Origin of the sequence: Arthrobacter sp. Soil762 (assembly GCF_001428335.1) — a bacterium.
Taxonomy (GTDB): domain Bacteria; phylum Actinomycetota; class Actinomycetes; order Actinomycetales; family Micrococcaceae; genus Arthrobacter.
In genome coordinates this window covers 173039-192784 of record NZ_LMSG01000020.1, presented here as the reverse complement: position 1 = coordinate 192784, position 19746 = coordinate 173039, and the positions used below count along the sequence as shown (strand labels likewise).

18 protein-coding genes are annotated in these 19746 nt (G+C 65.9%); 7 read left to right on the top strand and 11 right to left on the bottom strand.

The annotated features are described in order from the left end of the window. Window positions 1-28 precede the first annotated feature (28 nt). The 7 genes from ASG77_RS17060 to dacB form a co-directional block, all read right to left on the bottom strand. A complete protein-coding gene (locus ASG77_RS17060) occupies window positions 29-916 on the bottom strand; it encodes a carbohydrate ABC transporter permease (RefSeq protein WP_056347695.1) in 888 nt (295 codons plus the stop codon). A gap of 65 nt (window positions 917-981) precedes the next feature. Next, entirely contained in the window at window positions 982-2259 is a 1278-nt protein-coding gene (locus ASG77_RS17055; protein WP_056347693.1) for an ABC transporter substrate-binding protein, read from the bottom strand. Window positions 2260-2635: 376 nt separating this feature from the next. Continuing rightward, window positions 2636-3187 (bottom strand): hypoxanthine phosphoribosyltransferase, encoded by a 552-nt coding sequence (hpt, locus tag ASG77_RS17050; RefSeq protein WP_056347981.1) that lies wholly within the window; start codon window positions 3185-3187, stop codon window positions 2636-2638. Between the two features lie 30 nt (window positions 3188-3217). Further along, a complete protein-coding gene (gene tilS, locus ASG77_RS17045) occupies window positions 3218-4288 on the bottom strand; it encodes a tRNA lysidine(34) synthetase TilS (RefSeq protein WP_056347691.1) in 1071 nt (356 codons plus the stop codon). A 114-nt stretch (window positions 4289-4402) separates the two neighbouring features. Continuing rightward, entirely contained in the window at window positions 4403-5536 is a 1134-nt protein-coding gene (locus tag ASG77_RS17040; protein WP_056347689.1) for a zinc-dependent metalloprotease, read from the bottom strand. A 132-nt stretch (window positions 5537-5668) separates the two neighbouring features. Beyond that, on the bottom strand, window positions 5669-6640 hold the full coding sequence (locus tag ASG77_RS17035) for a hypothetical protein (protein WP_082576123.1): 972 nt from the start codon (window positions 6638-6640) through the stop codon (window positions 5669-5671). 512 nt (window positions 6641-7152) lie between these two features. Continuing rightward, entirely contained in the window at window positions 7153-8649 is a 1497-nt protein-coding gene (dacB, locus tag ASG77_RS17030; protein WP_082576122.1) for a D-alanyl-D-alanine carboxypeptidase/D-alanyl-D-alanine endopeptidase, read from the bottom strand. A 153-nt stretch (window positions 8650-8802) separates the two neighbouring features. Between dacB and ASG77_RS17025 the strand changes: the two genes are divergently transcribed. Together ASG77_RS17025 and ASG77_RS17020 are read left to right on the top strand one after the other, a co-directional pair. Then, on the top strand, window positions 8803-9291 hold the full coding sequence (locus tag ASG77_RS17025; protein ID WP_056347687.1) for an inorganic diphosphatase: 489 nt from the start codon (window positions 8803-8805) through the stop codon (window positions 9289-9291). A 94-nt stretch (window positions 9292-9385) separates the two neighbouring features. Next, complete coding sequence (locus ASG77_RS17020) at window positions 9386-10726, top strand: carboxylesterase family protein (protein WP_056347685.1); 1341 nt, start codon at window positions 9386-9388, stop codon at window positions 10724-10726. Between the two features lie 3 nt (window positions 10727-10729). Here ASG77_RS17020 and ASG77_RS17015 read toward each other — a convergent pair whose 3' ends face one another. Next, the gene (locus tag ASG77_RS17015) at window positions 10730-13168 is read right to left on the bottom strand and encodes a phosphoketolase family protein (RefSeq protein ID WP_056347974.1); all 2439 of its coding nucleotides are present in this window, start codon (window positions 13166-13168) and stop codon (window positions 10730-10732) included. Window positions 13169-13311: 143 nt separating this feature from the next. Between ASG77_RS17015 and ASG77_RS17010 the strand changes: the two genes are divergently transcribed. Then, window positions 13312-13911, top strand: coding sequence for a hypothetical protein (locus tag ASG77_RS17010; protein ID WP_056347683.1), 600 nt, complete (start codon window positions 13312-13314; stop codon window positions 13909-13911). 70 nt (window positions 13912-13981) lie between these two features. On the opposite strand, the gene ASG77_RS22685 is transcribed toward ASG77_RS17010, so the two are convergent. From ASG77_RS22685 to ASG77_RS22680, 3 genes are all read right to left on the bottom strand, one after another. Then, window positions 13982-14107: a DUF1761 family protein gene (locus ASG77_RS22685; protein ID WP_235564625.1), complete on the bottom strand. Its 126-nt coding sequence runs from the start codon at window positions 14105-14107 to the stop codon at window positions 13982-13984. Between the two features lie 232 nt (window positions 14108-14339). Further along, complete coding sequence (locus ASG77_RS17005) at window positions 14340-15071, bottom strand: helix-turn-helix domain-containing protein (RefSeq protein ID WP_235564623.1); 732 nt, start codon at window positions 15069-15071, stop codon at window positions 14340-14342. Next, window positions 15064-15255 carry a DUF6597 domain-containing transcriptional factor gene (locus tag ASG77_RS22680; RefSeq protein WP_235564621.1) on the bottom strand — a complete coding sequence of 64 codons (192 nt, stop codon included), beginning with the start codon at window positions 15253-15255 and terminating at the stop codon, window positions 15064-15066. Before ASG77_RS22680 ends, ASG77_RS17005 begins: the two co-directional genes overlap by 8 nt. Window positions 15256-15368: 113 nt before the next feature. On the opposite strand from ASG77_RS22680, the gene ASG77_RS17000 reads away from it, so the two are divergent. The 4 genes from ASG77_RS17000 (at window position 15369) to ASG77_RS16985 (ending at window position 19741) form a co-directional block, all read left to right on the top strand. Then, window positions 15369-16367, top strand: coding sequence for a LacI family DNA-binding transcriptional regulator (locus ASG77_RS17000; RefSeq protein ID WP_056347681.1), 999 nt, complete (start codon window positions 15369-15371; stop codon window positions 16365-16367). A gap of 145 nt (window positions 16368-16512) precedes the next feature. Further along, window positions 16513-17880 (top strand): ABC transporter substrate-binding protein, encoded by a 1368-nt coding sequence (locus ASG77_RS16995; protein WP_235564620.1) that lies wholly within the window; start codon window positions 16513-16515, stop codon window positions 17878-17880. Window positions 17881-17882: 2 nt separating this feature from the next. Continuing rightward, entirely contained in the window at window positions 17883-18830 is a 948-nt protein-coding gene (locus tag ASG77_RS16990; RefSeq protein WP_056347679.1) for a carbohydrate ABC transporter permease, read from the top strand. Further along, window positions 18827-19741, top strand: a complete 915-nt coding sequence (locus tag ASG77_RS16985) for a carbohydrate ABC transporter permease (RefSeq protein WP_056347677.1) — start codon at window positions 18827-18829, stop codon at window positions 19739-19741. The genes ASG77_RS16990 and ASG77_RS16985 overlap by 4 nt, the downstream gene beginning before the upstream one ends. Window positions 19742-19746 lie beyond the last annotated feature (5 nt).

Here is a 19746-nt window from a genome sequence, read left to right as displayed (position 1 = left end):
CCTTGAAGGCGGGGGTCTGCGAGGCTCATCAGTTGTCCTTTCCTGGCCGCCAGATGGTGGAAACGGCGAAGAAGGCGACGGCGAGCATGGCCAGCAGGTACATGGTGCCCATGGCGCTCGCCAGCCCGGGATCGCCGAAGCGGATCATGGTGCGGTAAATCAGCAGGCTCATGGTTTCGGAGGCGGACTGGGGGCCGCCGTTGGTCTGGATAAGGATGGTGTCGAAGGCCCGTGCCGCGTCGATGCCGCGGACCACCAGCGCGACGGCGATGACAGGCCGCAGGAGTGGAAGGATGATGCGGAACAGCATGGCCGGCGCACGTGCTCCGTCCAGGCGGGCCGCTTCGATCAGGTCACCGGGGATGTTCTGCAGCCCGGCAAACAGCACCAGGCACATAAACGACGTGGTGAGCCAGATGTCCGGGATGGCCACCGAGAACAGCACGATGTTGGGGTCGGACAACCAGCCGATCTGGTTGGGGTTGGCCAGCAGCCCGGCCTGGTGCATGAGGGTCCCGATCAGGCCGAAGTTGTCGATCATGAGGAACTTCCACAGCAGGCCTGCCACGATCGGCGCAATCATGAGCGGGTACAGGAACACGGTCCGCCAGATCTGGGAGTTGCGGCCCAGCATCGTGAAGAGCAGTGCCATGCCCAGCCCGAGGGCAAATTCGAGGGTGACCACCACCAGGGTGTAGGCGAGGGTCCGCCAGCCGGCGCCCATAAACGCCTCGGAAGCGAAGGCCCGGAAGTAGTTGTCCAGGCCCACGAAGTCGCGGGGGCCGCCGGCGATGGGGGAGATTTTGAAGAAGCTGTCGGCCACCAGGCGGAACAGCGGGTAGGCAACGAAGATGGCGAGGAACAAAGCCGCCGGGGCCATCAGCAACACTGCGAAGCGGCGATCGGAGATGCGCACGGTTTTCTCTTCTGTTTGTTGGGGCCGCGGCCGGCACCGGTTGGGCAGGTGCCGGCCGCGGAGTCTTACTTGAGGAGGTCCTGGATCTGCTTCTTGGCGTCAGCCAGGAGGGCCGTGGAGTCCCCGCCGGCCACGGCTTTCTGCAGGAGCGGCACCAGTACGGTGTCCACGATCTGCTGCCACTTTTCAGTTGCCGGCCGGGTGTCCGTGGCCTTGCCGTTGAGTGTTGTGATCAACGGGCCGAAGCTCTCGTACCCGGACTTGTCCTGGTACTTCTCGAAGGCCGAGATGCGCGAGGCGAGGCCCAGGCTGGACTCGATGCCCAGGCTGTTGTAGTCGTAGGCGCACTTGACGAACTTCTTGGCGTTGTCCGCGTTCTTGGTGGCCTTGGGGACCGTGAGGTACCAGGGACCCGGGACGCCTGCCACGCCGGCGCTGCCGCCGATCATCGGAGCCGCGCCCACCTTGCCGGCAACCGGTGCATCCTTGGGGATCTGGCGGTAGGCGTGCGCCCAGAAGCGGGTCATGGCGGTCTTGCCCTGGTTGAACAGGTTCTGGGCCGCGGCCCAGTCCACCTGCGCGGCACCCGGAGGCGCATAGCTGGTCAGGCTGGTGTAGAAGTCCAGTGCTTCCTTGTGGGCCGCGTTGTCGATGACCACGTTGTTGTTTTCATCCAGGACCATCGGGGAACCGGCCTGGAGGACGTGTGCCAGCCATTCGGTCTCGACGCCGCCCTTGACGTCGGTTCCGTACATGCCGTCCTTGGTGAAGAACTCGGAGATGTCCTTGTACTGCTGCCAGGTGGTGGGAGCCGCGAGGTCGTAGCCGTACTTTGCCTTGAAGCCGTTCTTGTTCGCGGCGTCTTCAAAGAGATCCGTGCGGAAGAGGATGATTTCGGCGTTGGTCCAGGCGGGCATGCCGATGAAGTGGCCGTCCACGTTGGCTTCCTTGACGAGGGCCGGGAAGATGTCCTTCTTGGCCTCGTCGGTGAAGAGTTCGTCGATGGGCTGGACGGCGTCCTTGAAGCTGGGCAGCCACACGGAGTCCAGTGCAGCGACGTCGAAGGAGACGTTGCCGGAGGAGAACTCGCTGGAGAGCCGGTTGAACATGCCGTCATAGGGCAGTTCGACGAAGTTGACGTCGATTCCCGCGTCTTTCTTGCACTGCTCGGCCACGCCTGTCAGCTCGGCGTGGCCGCCGGCCTCCACCAGGACGTTGACGGTGCTGGCGGCGCTACCCGAGTTGGTCGGGCCCCCAGCGCCGCACCCGGTGGCCGCAAGTGCGACGGCGGTGCAGAGGCCGCCGATGGTGGCGAACCTGTTGATTGTCTTTCGAGTGGACATCGCTGTCGACTCACTTTCTCTCGATCGGAATGGCGAGACGGTCTGTGGGGTGAAAAATCGTTTTGCCAAAACGACTTGGCATCAATGTAGGCCTCTCTTGAGGCAAGTGTCAAGGGTCACATTGTGTGACGTTTTTGCCTGTTGACGGCGGTGACCGGGCGGGCCTACAGTAATGCGCGGCTGCTGATAAATCGTTTTGGCATATTTGGGCGGCTTTGGCAAATTTTGGCACCGCTTGCGCATCGTTCACGGGCACCAGCGACAGGCCGCACTCATTCCGGGCGACACCCTAAGGTCCGGCCCTGTGGGTTCGGCAGCTTAAATGCCGGCGGCGGCCTCCGAAGAGGCCGCCGCCGGCATTGCCGTGTGTGAGTCTTTACTCGTAAACGTGCGGGGCGAGCGTGCCCACGAAGTCCAGGTTGCGGTACTTCTCGGCGTAGTCCAGGCCGTAGCCCACCACGAACTCGTTGGGGATGTCGTAGCCGACGTACTTGACGTCGATCTCAACCTTGGCGGCCGTGGGCTTGCGGAAGGCGGTGCAGATCTCCACGGAAGCGGTGCCGCGGGATTCCAGGTTGGTCTTGAGCCAGGACAGGGTCAGGCCGGAGTCAATGATGTCTTCGACGATCAGGACGTCCTTGCCCATCAGGTCCGTGTCCAGGTCCTTAAGGATCCGGACAACACCCGAGGACTGGGTGCCGGAGCCGTAGGAGGACACTGCCATCCAGTCCATCGAAACGTGGCTGTGGAGCGCGCGGGCGAGGTCGGCCATAACCATCACAGCGCCCTTGAGTACACCGACCAGAAGGATTTCGCGGCCTTCGTAGTCCTTGTCGATCTGCGCAGCGAGCTCAGCGATCCGCTGTTGGATCTGTTCCTTGGTGTAGAGAACGTGCTTGAGATCTGCCTGGACGTCGTTTGAATCCACCAATGGCTCCTGTGTAGATGCGGGGTGCGACTATTCTTGGGGCGGTTTTTGAGGCCGGAATACTAGCTTCCCACAGCGGGCCGCTTCACGGGGAACGGGGGCGCCGCCGTCGGGCCAGTCCGGGGTCCCTGGCCGCGTTTCCGCCGCGTCCCGCTGGGCCAGCTCGGCGAGGGATAGCCGGTACACGCTCACCCCGCCAGGCAGCTCCACGGGACCGGCAGAACCCTGCCGGCGCAGCAGCGCTTCCGCTGCCAGAAGGCGCTGGTAGCTGGGCTGTTGACCCCCGACGTCGGCCGCTGCCTTGGCGATGACCCGGAACCTGATGGCCGGGGAAAGTTCCCCCAAAGCCTCCTCGGAGAGGCTGACTTCCGGTCCGGAACGCTCGGCCAAGGCCGCAAATGTGCGATCTGCCACGTCCTCCAGATAGTCGGCGTCCAACTGCAGGATGGACGCCGTCCGGGCCAGAGATTCCGCCACGCCTGGCCCGAGTTTTTCCTCGAGCATCGGCAGTACTTCCACCCGGGTCCGGGAGCGGGCAAACGACGGGTCCGCATTGCTGGGATCGTGCCAGGGCTCAAGCTCCTCGACGTCGCAGATCTCCAGGGTATCCGCGCGGCGCAGGCCCAGGAACGGCCGCAGCAACAGGCCGCGGGCAGGCCGCATGCCGGCCAGCGAGCGCGTGCCGGAGCCGCGGGCAAGACCCAGCAGGACCTGTTCGGCCTGGTCGTCCAGGGTGTGGCCGAGCAGGATGGCCGCTGCTCCGTGCTCCTGGGCCGCAGCCTCCAACGCTGCATGGCGGGCATCCCGGGCGGCGGCCTCCGGGCCCATCCCGGTGCTGGCGACGGTGACGGTCCGGAGGTCCACCGGGGAAAGACCCAGTTCCTTCAGTGTCTGGACCGTGGCCGCGGCCACCTGGGCCGAGCCCTCCTGCAGCTGGTGGTCAACCACGACGGCGCCGACCGTCAAGGGGTGCCCGTCAACGTGGCCGCGGCGGGCAAAATAGGCTGCCACCGCCGCGAGGGCCAGCGAATCCGGGCCACCGCTGCAGGCCACCAGCACCTTCGGCGGATAGCCGGCGTCCGCCAGGGCGTTCTGGACCATTTTGCGCGCCTTGCCGACGACGGGCGCGAGCCGGCCAGGCCGTCGTCGTCCGCTTGAAGCCGAGCGGGCTTCCGGCACTTTTGGGGCGTCCGGCACGTTTGGGGCGTGCGGCACCTACAGGCCCATCCGGTCAACCCACAGCTTGGCGTCGTGGATTTCGGGCTCAGTCGGGAGGTTGTCCGCGGATTCCCACACCCGGTTAAAGCCCTCCATCCCGGCCACGTCCACTACAGCGCGGACAAACTTGGCACCGTCGGAATACTGGCGCATCTTGGCGTCCAGGCCCAGGAGGCTGCGGATGAATTTCTCCATCACGCCGCGGTCCTTGCCGCGGTCGGTGAAGCGCTGCCGGATGGTCCTGACGGAAGGGACGATGCTGGCGTCGACGGCGTCCATCACAACGTTGGCGTGGCCCTCCAGCAGGCTCATCACGGCCGTCAGGTGGGACAGTGACGCCTTTTCCTCGGGGTTCTGCAGCAGGTCCAGGATGGCGCCGCGGCCGGGAGTATTGCCGGTGGCGGTCCGGTCCTTGAGGGAACGCGCGGCGGCGGAGGCACGCTCCATCAGCGAATCAACGTTGCCCAGCAGGTGCCCGCTGAGGTTGTCGATCTCGGAAAGCATGTGGTGGCGGAGCCAGGGCGCAGCCGCGAACTGCACCCGGTGAGTCTGTTCGTGCAGGCAGACCCAGAGCCTGAAATCGTCCGGTGCGACGTTGAGCTCGCGCTCCACAGCCACGATGTTGGGCGCCACTAGGAGCAGGCGGCCGGCGGCGGGCGCTTTGGAACCTTCGGCCAACGCGGCGAAGGGATCGTACTGGCCCAGAACCTTGCTGGACAGGAACGCCAGGACAGCGCCGAGCTGGCTGCCCGTGATGGCGCCGCTGACGCTGGCCGCCGCCGGGCTGACGTTGCCGCGGCGGCTTTCGAGCATTTTATCCATTGCGGGTTTGAGCATCACGGCGAAGCTCTGTGTGTTTGCCTTGGCCCAGCTGGCCCGGTCCACCACCAGGACAGAGGAGTCGCGGAGGTCCCGTGCGGCTTCGAGGCCCGTGATTTCGTGGACGTGCGGGACGGAGGCGTCCGCGAGGCGGCGCAGGCTGTCCACGGCTTCGCCGATTTCCGCCGAGTTGAGGGTTGGCCCCGCCGAGGCCAACCGGGCCGCCGTGGACGCGGCCAGGTCCCAGTTGATCAGGGCCTGGGCCGGGCTGGATGATGCCGGGGCTGACGAATCACGCGCAGTGGACTCCATAGTCCCCATCACATCACAGCGAACGGCGGATGGTCCTTAAGTTCGCTGACCGGCGAACGGCTCGGGGCATCCGGTGTCCTGCGCCTGTGGTTCGTTTCAGAAATCGGCCGGTTGCGCCGTCCTTCACTCGCGTCACGGAGTCTTGGTGGCAACTTCGGCAGGAGCCGTCTTGGCGTACACGTCCTTACTGACCTCATATCCGTGCTCGTCGAGCTCAAGTGCTTGTTCATTGACGTCGGCCAGTTGGGCGTCGGAGAGCTGTTCGATTTTTTCAAGGTCCAGGGTTTCCTGTTTCACGCCACCCTCGGCTGTCACCCTTACCAGCCCAGTGCCGGCTGAATAGAACTTACGCTGGTGGCCTACATCCGGTTCCAGCGGATTGTGCTCATCAATCACCAGCACGCCTTCGTAGCAGTCGGTGGGGACGCACAGCGCTACGTTGTCCTCATAGGCACGCGCGCAATCGAGGAAACCCACTGAAGCCGCGTGAGCCTGCACATACTCCGGCGTGCCGGTCCGTGGCTGCGCTTGCATTGCAATTCCGGCTTGGCTCCCCGAAATCCCGTGGATGAAAGTATTGGGCGCCCCAACAAATTTGTCGTTTTCGAACTCCTCGGGATACTCACCAAAGAGCCAAACCGCTCCAGCGTTATCCTGGGCAAAGAAGGCCAGCTCCGATTCAACCAGAGCCCCGTCCTGGTAATCGCGGTCCCACATCACCAGGGTTTTCACACCGTCAATGACCTTGGTCAGGCCGGTTACGGTGTGTGTAACCGTCCGCTCGGTGGTGTCATCTTCAGCGGCGACCGTGCCGGTGGTGGTGTACGTTGTGCCTGGCTTTAGCGGAAACCACTTGTTGTCGATCGTCGGAGAGCCTTGGAAGGCGGTCTTGTCGAAGTTGAGCGCAGACCCTGGCCCGCACAGCTCTGGCGCCTGCGACGTCGCTGTCGCTGACCCTGACGGCGATGCCGGCTCCGAAGTACCGGTGGAGTTGGGCTGCGCCTGCCCGGCATCCGGCGCCGCGCACGACGCCACAGTCGACATCGTCAGGAGCAGCGTGAAAGCGGAACTGAGGGCTAATAGTCGCCTGCTTGGCTGGAACATGATTGTGGCCTTCGCTGTCGGAATGTATTGCTTTCAGCAACTGCCACGGGCGCCCCGTTTCGGAGCTCATCGAGGGGCAGCGCTGTCGAAACCGCGCCGGGTCCGGGGCGATCCGAAGACGCCCTCTATGGGGCGCGACGAGCCGCCGAACGCGCGGTCTCGAGCACAAGGTCATGCCATTCCGCGTCCTGGCGGGAGTGGGTCGGGGCGGCATCACGGAATTTGATCGGAAATGGACACCAGCCTCCCCCTTCATGACGTTTCGACGGCGGATGTTCTTTGCGTAGCCGAACACACGGAGTCCGCGTGTGGTTGAGCCTAGGGCTGGCCTCCGTCAAGTGTCACGAGTAGCCGGTACCTGTTTTTCCGCCCGCCGCGCCGCAAGTATGTGCTCCTAAAAGAGCTTGCCCGCATAACAGCGGTCAGGACGCGCACGAACGCTTTTGCCCGGGTGCCGCTATTGGGCGGCAGGGCAGCGGTTTCGGTAGGTACCCGGTTACGGTAGGAACAGGTTAGCGGCAGCCGCAGGCGGCGAGCGCCGTGGCGGCCCGGTCCAGGGCTTCCCTGTTCCCGGCGGCCCCAGGCTTCAGGTCGTTGCCGATGAAGGAGAAGACCAGTAGCCGGCCATCGGCGTCCACCACGTAGCCGCTGAGAGCGATGACTGAATTCAGGGTCCCGGTCTTGGCCCGCACCAGGCCGGCGCCGCGAGCCGTGGAGCCATCGACGTAGCGGGTGTCCAGTGTTCCGGTCAGCCCCGCGACCGGAAATCCATCCAGCGCGGCCCGCAAACGGGTGTCGGTCCCGCTGGTGATGGCACGCACCACTTCCGCGAACTGGCGGGCAGAGACCTGGTTGGCCAGCGCCAGCCCGGACACGTCCGAGAGCCGCATGGTGTCCGTAGGGATGCCCAAATCCGCGAGCTGTGCGCGGACTGCTCCGGTGGCGCCGTCGTTGCTGGCGGGCTCACCCGCAGCCGCCGAGGCCATCCGACCCAGCACCTCCGCAAGGTAGTTGTCCGAGGTCTGCAGCATGAGGTCCACCTGCTGGCCGATCGTGGCGGACTGGACCTCGGCAAGGACCGCCGGCTCTTCTGCTGGGGGCGCATCGCCCGAGGGTGCGGTGTAACGTCCGACGCCGGCCGCTACCGTGAGTCCCGCAGCGGCACCCGCCGTCTTGAGCTGCGCGGCAAACGCCTCGGCGGCGGTGATTGCTGAGTCTTGCGGGCGGGGGCCGGTGGTCACGGCCGGGTCAAGGCGCGCCGAGTTCAGCGCAAGCGGATACAGCGGGGCAACCTCGCCCGCGGCAACGTCCCCGTCTGCCCAGGCGGGGTTCAGTGCTGGGCCGGTGAACAGGGTGTCGTCCACCAGGACCGTCAGCTCGCCGGTTGTTCCTGCGGTTTGGAGCGCGTTCACGGTAGCGGTGGCGAGGGTGGCGAGTCCGGCGTGGCCCATCACCTGGTTGGGAGCGGATTCCCCGGCGCCCAGGAGGACGTCGCCGCCGGCGGTGAGCACCACCTGATTGGCAGCGGGCCCGGCCAGGACCTTGGTGCTGAAACGGTGATCCGGCCCGATCGCCCGGAGGGCGGCCACGGCAGTGAGCAGCTTCATATTGGAGGCGGGTATCCGGCTCTCCGAACCGCCGCGGTCAAACAGGACCTGGCCCGTGAGCGCATCCTGGACCAGCCCCGTGAAGCTGCCGTCGCCGTCGGGCTTTAACAATTCGTCCAATTGAGCGGCGACCGCGGAGGGCAGCGGCACGGGCGCCGACTCCGTGAGCGGAGAAAGGCCCATTCTTGCGGAAAGCGCGGTGGGGGCCTGCTGCCAGGCGGGCACTTCGGGTGTCGCCGCAGGAGGCGGGCTGACGAAAGCAGGGGCAACCAGCCATGCGGCGGGGAGGGCCAGCATAACGATCACGGCCAGAAGCAGCGCGGTGGGCCAGGCTCGCAGCCCGCGCCGGAGGGTGTGCCGGAATACCGCCCTTAACCCTGCGGGACGCGATGTTTCCTTCATGCTGCTATTGGTCCTCAAGTCCTGAAATGTCCCCGCCAGTTCCTGAAACCCGGGCCTCTCGCTATATCCTCAATAGTAGTCGGCGGCACCGACGCTCCTTTTGCCGGGCGTCTGCTGTGCCGCGCACCCCCTGCAATTGCCGAGGAGCATTCCATGAAGCATGACGTGACCATCGAGATCCCCAAGGGATCTCGCGTCAAGTACGAAGTTGACCACGAGACCGGCCGCGTCCGCCTGGACCGCGTCCTCTTCACCTCCATGCAGTACCCCACGCACTACGGTTTCTTCGAGAACACCCTGGGCGAGGACGGCGACCCGCTGGACGCACTGGTGCTCCTGCAGGACTTCGATCTGCACCCCGGCGTCATCGTTGAGTCCCGCCCCATCGGCGTTTTCAACATGACCGACGACGGCGGCGGAGACGCCAAGGTCCTGTGCGTCCCGGTTGACGCCCGTTTTGACCACATCCAGGAAATCAGCGACGTCAGCGAATTCCTGATCAAGGAAATCGAGCACTTCTTCACCCGCTACAAGGACCTGGAGCCGGGCAAGTGGGTCAAGGCTGAGGGCTGGGGCGACCGCGCCGCCGCCGAGGCCGAGCTGGAAGCCTCCATCAAGCGCTACGTGCCGGCAGCGCACTAGTCCGCACGGTCTCAACAACGCGGGGTCACTTCCCGCCCATTCCACCACCGGAATTGGGCAGGAAGTGACCCCGCGTTGTGGTTTAAGGTGGAGGGTGAGTTCCGAGCCTTCGTTTAGTCCCCCGTATTTTGAACCGCCGTGCGGTCCGATCACCGGGTGGCGGGACGGTGCGGTGGTTCGCGCCACCGGCATCCCCTACGCCACCGCGGGCCGTTTTCAGCCTCCGGTGACCGCGCCCGACTGGACTGCCGGCTTTGCCGCCACTACTCTCGCACCGGCGTGCCCGCAGGGCCCTGTACCATTCCTTGACGACGTCCTGGGTACGCGCTACGGCGAACTCCCAGGAAGTGAAGACTGCCAGCGCCTCTCGATCACCGTCCCGGCCGGGCTTACGGACGGCGAGCAGGTCCCGGTCATGGTGTGGCTGCACGGCGGCTCCTACACGTCCGGCTCCGGCGACCTGGCGATTTTTGACGCCAAGTCCCTGGTGTCCGAGAACCGGGTCATTGTGGTGTCCGTGACATACAGGCTCGGCCTGTTCGGGTATTTGGCTACCGGCACCGGCCGGCCCGCGAACCTCGGCCTGCTGGACCAGCTGGAAGCGTTCCGGTGGGTGCAGCGCAACATCGCGGCTTTCGGCGGCGACGCGGGGCGCGTCACCGCGTTCGGGCAGTCGGCAGGCGGCGACTCCGTAGCCCACCTCATGGCGACTCCCGAAGCGCCGTCACTGTTCCAGCGGGCCATCATCCAGAGTGCACCGCTGGGGATCACCCGCGGCCGGCACAAGATGAGCCGTGCCATGGGCATTGCGGCCGAAGCCGTCACGGAAGACACCCCGATGCTGGACGTTGTGGACATCGAAGACCATGTGTCGCAGGTGGCCCGGAAATACGGCCTGATGGCAGCCATGCCGTTCGGCACCCAGTACGGGCACGCCCCGCTGCCGCCGGAATCACGCGTTGAGGCCGCCTGGAACGCCACGGCCCCGGGCATCGAAGTGCTGATCGGGCACACCTCCGACGAGGCCCGGCTGTTCCTGCCCCGGAGTCCAGTGGTCAGCAGGCTGGGCAAGGTCCCGGTGCTGGGTGACGTTGCCGTGCGGGCCATTAATTGGGCGGTGACGGAGGCTGTCTACGGCCGATCCGCCCGCAAGTTTGCCCGCCGCCACGCCCGCGCGGGAGGCAAGGCCTACAGCTACGTCCTGTCCTGGGGTGCGCCGGGAAACTATTACCGCGCCGCGCACACTGTTGATTTGCCGCTGCTCTTCGGAAACCAGCAGACCTGGGCCGCCGCCGGGCTCCTCAAGGGCGCAACCTGGGCTGAGATCGACGCCGTGGGGCGTGAGATGCGCCGGCTGTGGGCCGGCTTTGCCCGCGGCGACGCGTTAGGTGAGACGGGCGGGATTCCAGGAGCGATAAAGTACCGCTCGATGTAAGCCCTATGAGGCTTTGAGCACCCAGTTCCGGATCTCCTCCGGGTCCTCGCCGTGCGTGCGGGTGTGTTCGCGGGCCTGGATCCGCCGGTCCTGAAGGTCCTGCCGCAGCAGCGAGTGCTTTTCGGCCAGACCAGGTACGCGGTCAATGGCGTCGATGGCCAGCTGGAAGCGGTCGATCCCGTTGAGCATGGCCATGTCGAACGGCGTGGTGGTGGTTCCCTCCTCCTTGTAGCCGCGCACGTGCAGGCCTTCCTGGTTGGTGCGGCGGTAGGCCAGCCGGTGGATCAGCGACGGATAGCCGTGGTACGCGAAGATGATGGGTTTGTCCTGGGTAAAGATGCCGTCAAAGTCCGACGCCGGAAGGCCGTGCGGGTGCTCACTCACGTCCTGGAGCCGCATCAGGTCAACCACGTTGACCACCCGCACCTTCAGCCCCGGGACACCCCGCTGCAGCAGCTCGGCCGCGGCCACCGTTTCCACCGTGGGCACATCCCCGGCACACGCCAGGACAACGTCGGGGTCCTCCCCCGGCACCTCCGACCCGGCGAATTCCCAGATGCCCAGCCCCCGCCGGCAGTGGTTCGCCGCGTCGGCCGGGCCCAGCCAGGTGGGCGAAGGCTGCTTGCCGCTGACCACAATGTTCACGTAATCGGTGGATACCAGGCAGTGCTCCATGACCGAGAGCAGCGTGTTCACGTCCGGCGGCAGGTACACCCGGATGACCTCGGCTTTTTTGTTCACCGCGTGATCGATGAAGCCGGGATCCTGGTGTGAAAACCCGTTGTGATCCTGCTGCCACACATGGGACGAGAGCAGGTAGTTCAGCGACGCCACGGGCTGGCGCCACGGGAGCTTGCGGTGGACCTTGAGCCACTTGGCGTGCTGGTTGAACATGGAATCCACGATGTGGACGAAGGCCTCGTAACAGCTGAACACCCCGTGCCGGCCGGACAGGAGGTACCCTTCCAGCCAGCCCTGGCACAGGTGTTCGCTGAGCACTTCCAGAACCCGGCCCGAACGCGCCAGGTGCTCGTCGACGTCGTCAATCCGGTACTGCCAGACCTTGTCGGTGACTTCGTAGACGGCCTGAAGCCGGTTGGATGCCGTCTCATCCGGACCGAAAAGCCGGAAGTTCTCCATGTTCAGCGAAATGACGTCCCGCATCCACGAGCCCAGGGTGATCATGGGGCTGATCCGTTCGGTTCCCGGCTCCGAAACGTCGACGGCGTGGGCGGCGTAGGCGGGCAGCTTCAGCGGTGTGCGAAGGAGTCCGCCATTGGCGTGCGCGGTGGCGCTCATCCGGAGGTTCCCGGTGGGCGCATTCGTGGCCACGTCGGGCAGGAGCCGGCCATCGGCGTCGAACAGCTCCTCCGGACGGTAGGACTTCAGCCACTCCTCCAGCTGTTTCAGGTGTGCGCTGTTGGTGCGGACTTCCGCCAGCGGGACCTGGTGGCTCCGCCAGGTGCCCTCCACCTGGAGCCCGTCCACTATCCGCGGTCCCGTCCAGCCCTTGGGCGAGCGCAGCACAATCATCGGCCAGTGCGGCGCAGCGCCGTTTCCTGGGGCACCGGCTGCAGTGCCGCCGTCGTCCGCTTCCCCGCCCGTCCTGTCCGCCCCGGCCCGGCGGGAGTCCTGGATGGCGCGGATCCCGGCCAGGCAGCTATCGACGGCAGCCGCGAAGTCCCGGTGCGCCTGCTCCGTGTTGTCCGGGTCCTGGACGGTCACGAAATACGGTTCGTGACCGTAACCGCGCAGTAACTGCTCAAGTTGTTCCTGCGGCATGCGCGCCAGGATGGTGGGGTTGGCGATCTTGTAGCCGTTCAGGTGCAGGATGGGCAGGACGGCACCATCTGCGGCCGGATCCAGGAAGTTGTGCGAGTGCCAGCTCGCCGCGAGCGGCCCCGTTTCGGCCTCGCCGTCGCCGATCACGACGGCGGTGATCAGCTGGGGATTGTCGAACACGGATCCGTAGGCGTGGGCCAGCGCGTACCCGAGTTCGCCGCCTTCGCTGATGGAACCCGGGGTCTCCGGCGCCGCGTGGCTGGGAATGCCGCCGGGGTAGGAAAACTGGCGGAAGAGTTCGGCCATTCCTGCCTCGTCGGGGCCCACCTGGCCGTAGATTTCCGAGTACGTCCCCTCTAGCCAGGCGTTCGCCACAACAGCAGGACCGCCGTGGCCCGGGCCGGCCACGAAGAGCATTTCCTGCGAGTCCCGGCGGATCACGCGGTTCAGGTGTGCATAGACAAAGTTCAGCCCGGGAGTGGTGCCCCAGTGGCCCAGGAGCCTGGATTTGGTGTGGTCCGCAGCCAGGGGCTCCCGCAGCAGCGGATTTGAGCGCAGGTAGATCTGCCCCACGGAAAGGTAGTTCGCGGCCCGCCACCAACGGTCCACAAGGCCCAGTGCTTCTTGCCCCAAATTGTCCTGCCCCATGCTGCCGGCCATGACCATCCTCACGTAGCTGCGCGCCGCCGTCGGCAGCTGAGCCTCCATCGCAACACCTATCGGTACGCTGCACAACCCTGCCCCTGAGGGACTCCTCGCCGACTTGCCTTGGGCCAACTACTAACCGGTAGTCTGTGTTTCACATGTTCACGTTGACCATCAACCAGACCGACAGCCGGCGCGACGGCGACCGCGTCCCTCAGCTGCTGAAGGACCTGCGGCACATACCCGCGCGCCTGGATTTCGACCGTTCTGTGGAGGATGAAGTCCAGGGCATTGTGGACTGCCCTCACCAGGCCGTGGAGGCTGCCCTGATCGCCCTGCGCTGCGGCTCCTGGTACGTGGGTCTCGGCGTCGGGCCGGTCAACGAGCCGCTTCCCAACCAGATCAAGGATGCCTCCGGCCACGGCCTGATCTATGCCCGGCGCGCGGTGGACCGGCTCCGGAACAGCAAGGAACGCATCCCGATTGCCGTGGAAGGACCGCTGGCGGACATCGCCTACGAAGCTGAGTCCGTGCTGCGGCTTTTGGGCCATATTGTGCGGGACAGATCCGGGGCAGAATGGCGCGTCCTGGACCTCATGACCCCCGGCGTCCGCGGACAGCAGAAAGCGGTGGCCCAGGAACTCGGCATCACCACGCAGGCCGTCAGCAAGGCTGTGGCCAGGGCACAGTGGAACGAGGAACACGCTGCCCGTCCCGCCGCCGCACGGCTGCTGGCGCTCATCCTCGAGGTGCGCTGAACGCAGTGAGTTTACGGCGCCTGCTGCTAAAGGGGACCTGCTGCTGAAGCGCGCCTGATGCAGGCCGCCGCTACTGCAAGGCGCCGATGATCGCCCCCATGGCCGTGAACGTCACGATGTTGTAGCTGGCGTTGATGGCGAACAGCGTCAGGCTGCGCCGTTCGAAGAGGTAGTTGACGCCCAACGCGGCCGCCACCCACGCCGCACCGGTGGCCAGCCCGGCAAGGGCCCCGAATACCAGAGCCCTCCCACGATGAAGCTCGCCAGCGCGGCCAGCAGCACGGCCAGCCAGTTGATGTCCAGTTCCACCGCAGTCCCCTTCCGGCAAACGCCGTTCGGCGGCGCCTATTGGGGTGGAGCCTACGCCAGCCCACCCCTAGCGTCTTGTAGAAAAGCCGCACCGCGCGGCGGGCAGGATGGGCACCCGCTCAGCGGACCGCCGTCGGGGTTTCCAAGGGAACGAAGGCGGCGTACTCGGGGCCGTGCTGGCGGATGAGGCGGAGGTATTCCGACGGCGTGAATCCGCTTAAGCGCCGGAAGGTGCGGATCAGGTGGGGCTGGTCGTAGTAGTCGGCCAGGGCCAGGAGCTCCCCGCCGCTTGCGCTGCCGGCGGGCAGCTGGACTGCGGCATTGACGAAACGGTAGAAACGGCACACGTCGGCGTAGCTTTTGGGCGTGATCCCGCAGTCGCGGATCATGACCCGCTGCAGGGTGGACGGGCTGATGCCCAGCCGGTGGGCCAGCTCGGCCACCGGGATGTCTTCCTCGGCCAGCAGCGCCACCGCCGCCCGCGTGCGATCGCCCACGCGCGTACGTTGGACTACGCCGCCATGGAGCCGGGACGTGAGGAAGCCATCCAGCGCCTTGAAAGCGGCCGCCGGATCGGCGTCTGCCAGTCCTGCACGCAGGGCCGAAAATCCGGGCAGGAAGCTGTCCGTGTCCTGCACGGTGCCCTGCAGTTGCGACGGCCGCGCGTCAGTCAGCGCGGCGATGCCGTAAGGCTCCAGCACAGCCCCGATATTGAACAGCTGCGGCGGATTTTCGCTGATGAGATAGCTGCGCTGGACGCCGGGATAGAAGCCGACGGCGACCTCCGTGGCGCGCCACTCGGTGGCGCCCGGTACCGTGGCGCCCGGTATCGTGGCGCCCCGTTCAGGCACCCCGTTCAGGCACCCCGGCAAACGGGTCGATCAGGCGGTATGGCGAGGACAGGTTGAGAATCAGGTGCGCGGATGGGCCCGGCAGGATCTTTTCGTATTTCGCCCTCGGAGCTCCGCGCACAAACCAGAAGCGGCTGACGTACGGCTGCAGCCGGGCTGGGGCAGGACACTCCTCGTAGAGCACACGGGCAGTGTACGGCCGGCGGGCGGCTATGCTGAGGAAAAACCGGCCGCATCACGGCACGGCAGAAGCATGGCGGCGAGGACCAGCGGCACTGGTCGCGGAAGGACAACCGAATGGCGCGAGCGACAGTCCAGGACGTCGCTAAGACAGCAGGAGTGTCCGTAGGGACCGTGTCCCGCGTCTTGAACAAAAGTCCGGCCGTCAGCGAGTCGAGCAAGGAAAAGGTCACCGCGGCCATCCGCCAGCTCAATTACCGGCCCCTTGCCTCTGCCCGCGACCTGCGCCGGGACCGGACCCTGCGCATTCTGGCCCTCGCCAAAAACCTGAACTCGCCCATCATCAGCGAAGCCTTCCGCGGCGTCGGCGACGCCGCGGCCTCGTCTGGCTATGTCAGCCTCATCGCCCCGACGGCCGGGGACCCGGAGCGGGAACAGCAGCTGGTGGACATGCTGCGCAACGGGTCCGTGGACGGACTGATTATGTTTTCGCCAACCATGCCGGACGAGGATGTCGACGAAATGGCCGAGCAGCTGAGCGTTGTCCAGGTCTGCGAGATCGCCGACTCCGAGGCGGCTTTCGGCGTATCCATCGACGACCGGCAGGCCGCCTTCGACATCACGCGGCACCTCATTGAGACGGGTGGCCGCCGCTTGGCGATGATCGGCAACAGGGCAGCCCGCTCTGGCCGGCTGCGTGAGGAAGGCTTTCGCCAGGCGGCCGCCGAAGCGGGTATCTCGCGGGAACAGACGCTGTTCGCGGAAGGTGAGTTCGACTTCCACACCGGGCGCCGCCTCACCAGGGAACTGCTGAAGGCAGACCCCCTTCCCGACGCTGTGTTCTGCGGCAGTGATACGGTCGCCGCCGGATGCGTCCGTGAAATCACCGACGCCGGGCTCCGCGTGCCGGACGACATCGCCGTGGCAGGTTTTGATGACTCGGTGCAGGCGGAAATGTGCGTCCCGGAGCTGACCACGATCCGGCAGCCGGCGTATGACATGGGCCGGCTGGCCTTCGAAGAGCTCCTGGCGCGGATGACAGTGCCGGGGGTACACCGCCGCGGCCGGACCTTCCTCCCGCATGAGCTCGTAATTCGGGACTCGACCAAGAACTGAGACGAGGGTTGACAGCCTCACGTGGCGCCTGTCACGCTACTTTGGAATCGATTCCAAACATCCCGGCGGAGCGCTTTTGCTCCAATTTGGAATCGATTCCAAAAGTAGAACTCGAAAAGAAGCCGGCCAGGCAAAGGAGCCACTCGTGGACTTGATTCGACCTTCTTCTCCGCTCCAGGAGGACACCGCACCATCTCAGGCTGTGGCGCGCACCACCGCCCTGCACGGCAGTTCCCGGCGGCGTCCGCGCGCCGTCATCGCCGTCGCCGCTGCGGCCATGGCTGCGGGCCTCCTGCTGAGCGGTTGCGGCGGCGGGGCAGCCACCCCTGGTGCGGAAAACGCGGCGGCTGCCGATCCGGCGTTGGCCGCTGGTGCCAGCGGCAGCATCAACATCTGCGGCGGCAAGGACGCCTCCGGCATCTACAAGGGCACGGCGGAGGCGTTCACAACGGCGAGCGGCAAGGTCACGGCAAAGTACACCGAGATCGGAGCGACCACCGACGAGGCCCGCACGCAGGCCGTGCAGCGGCTCGAAGGCAAGTCCACCGAATGCGACATCTTCCTCACCGACGTCATCTGGACCTCCGAGTTCGCTTCCCAGGGCTGGCTCCTGGACCAGACCAAGCTCGTCGAGGCCAACATGGACCGGCTCATCCCCTCCACGGTGGAGACCGCAAAATACGAGGACAAGTACTGGGCTTCCCCGTTCTTCACCAACGCAGGACTTGTGTACTACCAGAAGGACAAGGTGGCCAAGCCGGAGACCTGGCAGCAGCTCTACGCCGAGGCAGCGAAGGCCCCGGGCAACAGTTTCGTCTACCAGGGCAAGCAGTACGAGGGCCTCACCGTCAACTTCCTGGAGATGCTCTACAGCGCCGGCGGAGAGGTGCTGGACGGCCAGGGCGAGGTCGCCATCGACTCGCCGGAGACCCGTGAGGTGCTCGACTTCATGAGCCAGGGCCTTGAGGACGGCTCGGCGGAACGTGCGGTGCTGACCTACAACGAGGACCCGGCCCGGCTGGCCTACGAGTCCGGCAACTACGGGTACCAGCGCAACTGGCCGCACGTATACCGCCTGCTCAACGCCACCCCAATGGCCGGCACCTTCGGCGTCGCTCCGCTTCCGGCCTGGGAAGGCGGCAAGGCCTCCGGTGTCCTGGGCGGCTGGAACCTGGCCATCTCGGCCCACTCTACTAACCAGGCCGGGGCTGTGGCCTTCATCGATTTCGCCACCGCCCCGGACTGGCAGAAGCACGTTGCCATGGACTTCTCGCAGGCCCCGGTCAATGAGGCCGCCTACTCCGAGGCCGCAGTCCTGGCGAAGATGCCGTTCGCCACCGAACTGCTCGCCTCCGTCAAGGGCGCCAAACCGCGGCCGATCTCCCCGGTGTACCCGCAGATCTCGCAGGCGATCTACAAAAACGTCTATGCCGTCCTCTCCGGCGCTGCCTCCACCGAGGACGCGGTGAAGAGCATGGCCGAAGAGATCAGGACCGCAAAGGCGAGCTTCTGATCATGGCCATCAAATCCCTTTCCCCAGGCCGCGGGGTGAACAGCCGCGGCGTGAACGGCCGCGACGCGGCGGAACGGCGGGCCGCCATCAGGATGACCGCGCCGTCCCTGGTCCTCATGGCCCTGGTGGCGGCGGTCCCCATCGGCTACGCGCTCTGGCTGTCCCTGCACCAGTACAGCGTCCGCACCGCCGGGCTATCCCGTTTCGTCGGCCTGGAAAACTACATCACGGCGCTCAGCGGGCCGCACTGGTGGGCCGCTTTCGGCCAGACCTTCCTCTTCGCAGGACTTTCCGTTTCCCTCGAGCTGGTGCTCGGCACTGCCATGGCACTGCTGCTCAACCTCGCCTTCAAGGGCCGCGCGCTCCTGCGCACCGTGGTTCTGCTGCCCTACGCGGTAGTGACCGTGGTTAGCGCCATCACCTGGGAAACGATGTTCGCGCCCAACCTGGGCCTTGTCACCAACGTCCTCACCACGCTGGGCCTGCCCGGCGGCGACGTCGTCTGGCTCGGCGAGCACGGCTACGCGATGGCCGTGATCGTGCTTGCCGATGTCTGGAAGACGACGCCGTTCGCGGCCCTCATCATCCTGGCCGGCCTGCAGGTCATCTCGGCCGAGACCTACGAGGCGGCAGAACTCGACGGCGCCAGCAAGTGGCAGGCCTTCGCCCACATCACCCTGCCGCTGCTGCGTCCGGCGATTGTGCTCGCGGCGATCTTCCGCACCATGGATGCCCTGCGCGTCTTCGACCTGCCGTTTGTGCTTACCCGCGGTGCCAATGGCACCGAGTCCATGTCGATGCTCGCCTACACCCAACTGCGCGAGAACCGCCTGGTGGGCGAAGGATCGGCGCTGTCCATCCTGACCTTCCTCACCGTCATGGCCGTTTCGGTGGTCTACATCCGCTTCGCCGGGGGCAACATCCGCGAAGTTGCCAAGGAGGAACAATGAGCACCCTGACTGCACAGCGCACGACGGCGGCACCCGCCGCCCCCGGCAGGTCACCCAAGCGCAGGGCACCGAAGCGCAGGCTCCGGGGTGAGGCGAAGCTGCACCCGGTCGTGTGGGTCTTCGTCTTCGCCGTGATGGGTTTCTCGCTCATACCGTTCTACTGGCTGGTCAACACCTCCCTCAAGCAGGGGGTGAGCCTGTCCAAGGGCGAACTCTTCCCTAGCCAACCCACGTTCGAGAACTACCTGGCGGTGTTCCAGAACCCCGAGTTCCTCCTGGCCCTGCGCAACTCAGTGATCATCGCCGTCGTCACCACCACGGTGGCGCTGGTGTTCGCTTCCTTCGCCGCCTACGCCCTGGCCAGGCTGAAGATGCGCCGCAAAGCCATGATCCTGACCCTCATCCTCTCGGTCACCACCTTCCCGGCCATCGCCATCGCGGCCCCGATGTTCTCGATCTGGCGCGAAATCGGCCTGTACGACACGCTCCTGGGCCTCATCATCCCGAAGCTGACGTTCGCGTTGCCGCTGGCGATCTACACGCTGACGTCCTTCTTCAAGGAGATCCCGCGTGAGCTGGAGGAATCGGCGTACATGGACGGGGCCACGCCGTTCACCGCGTTCCGCAAGGTCATCCTGCCCCTGGCGGTCCCGGGCCTTGCCACCACGGCGATCCTGGTGTTCATCTCCGTGTGGAACGAATTCCTGCTCGCCGTCACGCTGACCACCTCACCCGAGGCCCGTCCGGTCCCGGTAGCGATCGCGTTCTTCAGCGGAACCAGCGAGTTTGACCAGCCCCTGGGCACCATCAGTGCCGCGTCCGTGATCATCACGGTCCCGCTCGTCATCCTGGTGCTGGTGTGCCAGAAGCGGATCGTTTCCGGCATGACCGCCGGCGCCGTCAAGGGCTAAAACCT

Bases quoted from the DNA above. Each gene is read 5' to 3' on its own strand.
- ASG77_RS17055 (WP_056347693.1), bottom strand. From the start codon at position 2,259: ATGTCCACTCGAAAGACAATCAACAGGTTCGCCACCATCGGCGGCCTC.
- ASG77_RS17040 (WP_056347689.1), bottom strand. From the start codon at position 5,536: ATGGAGTCCACTGCGCGTGATTCGTCAGCCCCGGCATCATCCAGCCCG.
- ASG77_RS17035 (WP_082576123.1), bottom strand. From the start codon at position 6,640: ATGTTCCAGCCAAGCAGGCGACTATTAGCCCTCAGTTCCGCTTTCACG.
- tilS (WP_056347691.1), bottom strand. From the start codon at position 4,288: ATGGTCCAGAACGCCCTGGCGGACGCCGGCTATCCGCCGAAGGTGCTG.
- ASG77_RS17010 (WP_056347683.1), top strand. From the start codon at position 13,312: ATGTTCACGTTGACCATCAACCAGACCGACAGCCGGCGCGACGGCGAC.
- ASG77_RS17025 (WP_056347687.1), top strand. From the start codon at position 8,803: ATGAAGCATGACGTGACCATCGAGATCCCCAAGGGATCTCGCGTCAAG.
- dacB (WP_082576122.1), bottom strand. From the start codon at position 8,649: ATGAAGGAAACATCGCGTCCCGCAGGGTTAAGGGCGGTATTCCGGCAC.
- ASG77_RS17000 (WP_056347681.1), top strand. From the start codon at position 15,369: ATGGCGCGAGCGACAGTCCAGGACGTCGCTAAGACAGCAGGAGTGTCC.
- ASG77_RS17015 (WP_056347974.1), bottom strand. From the start codon at position 13,168: ATGGCCGGCAGCATGGGGCAGGACAATTTGGGGCAAGAAGCACTGGGC.
- ASG77_RS16990 (WP_056347679.1), top strand. From the start codon at position 17,883: ATGGCCATCAAATCCCTTTCCCCAGGCCGCGGGGTGAACAGCCGCGGC.
- ASG77_RS16985 (WP_056347677.1), top strand. From the start codon at position 18,827: ATGAGCACCCTGACTGCACAGCGCACGACGGCGGCACCCGCCGCCCCC.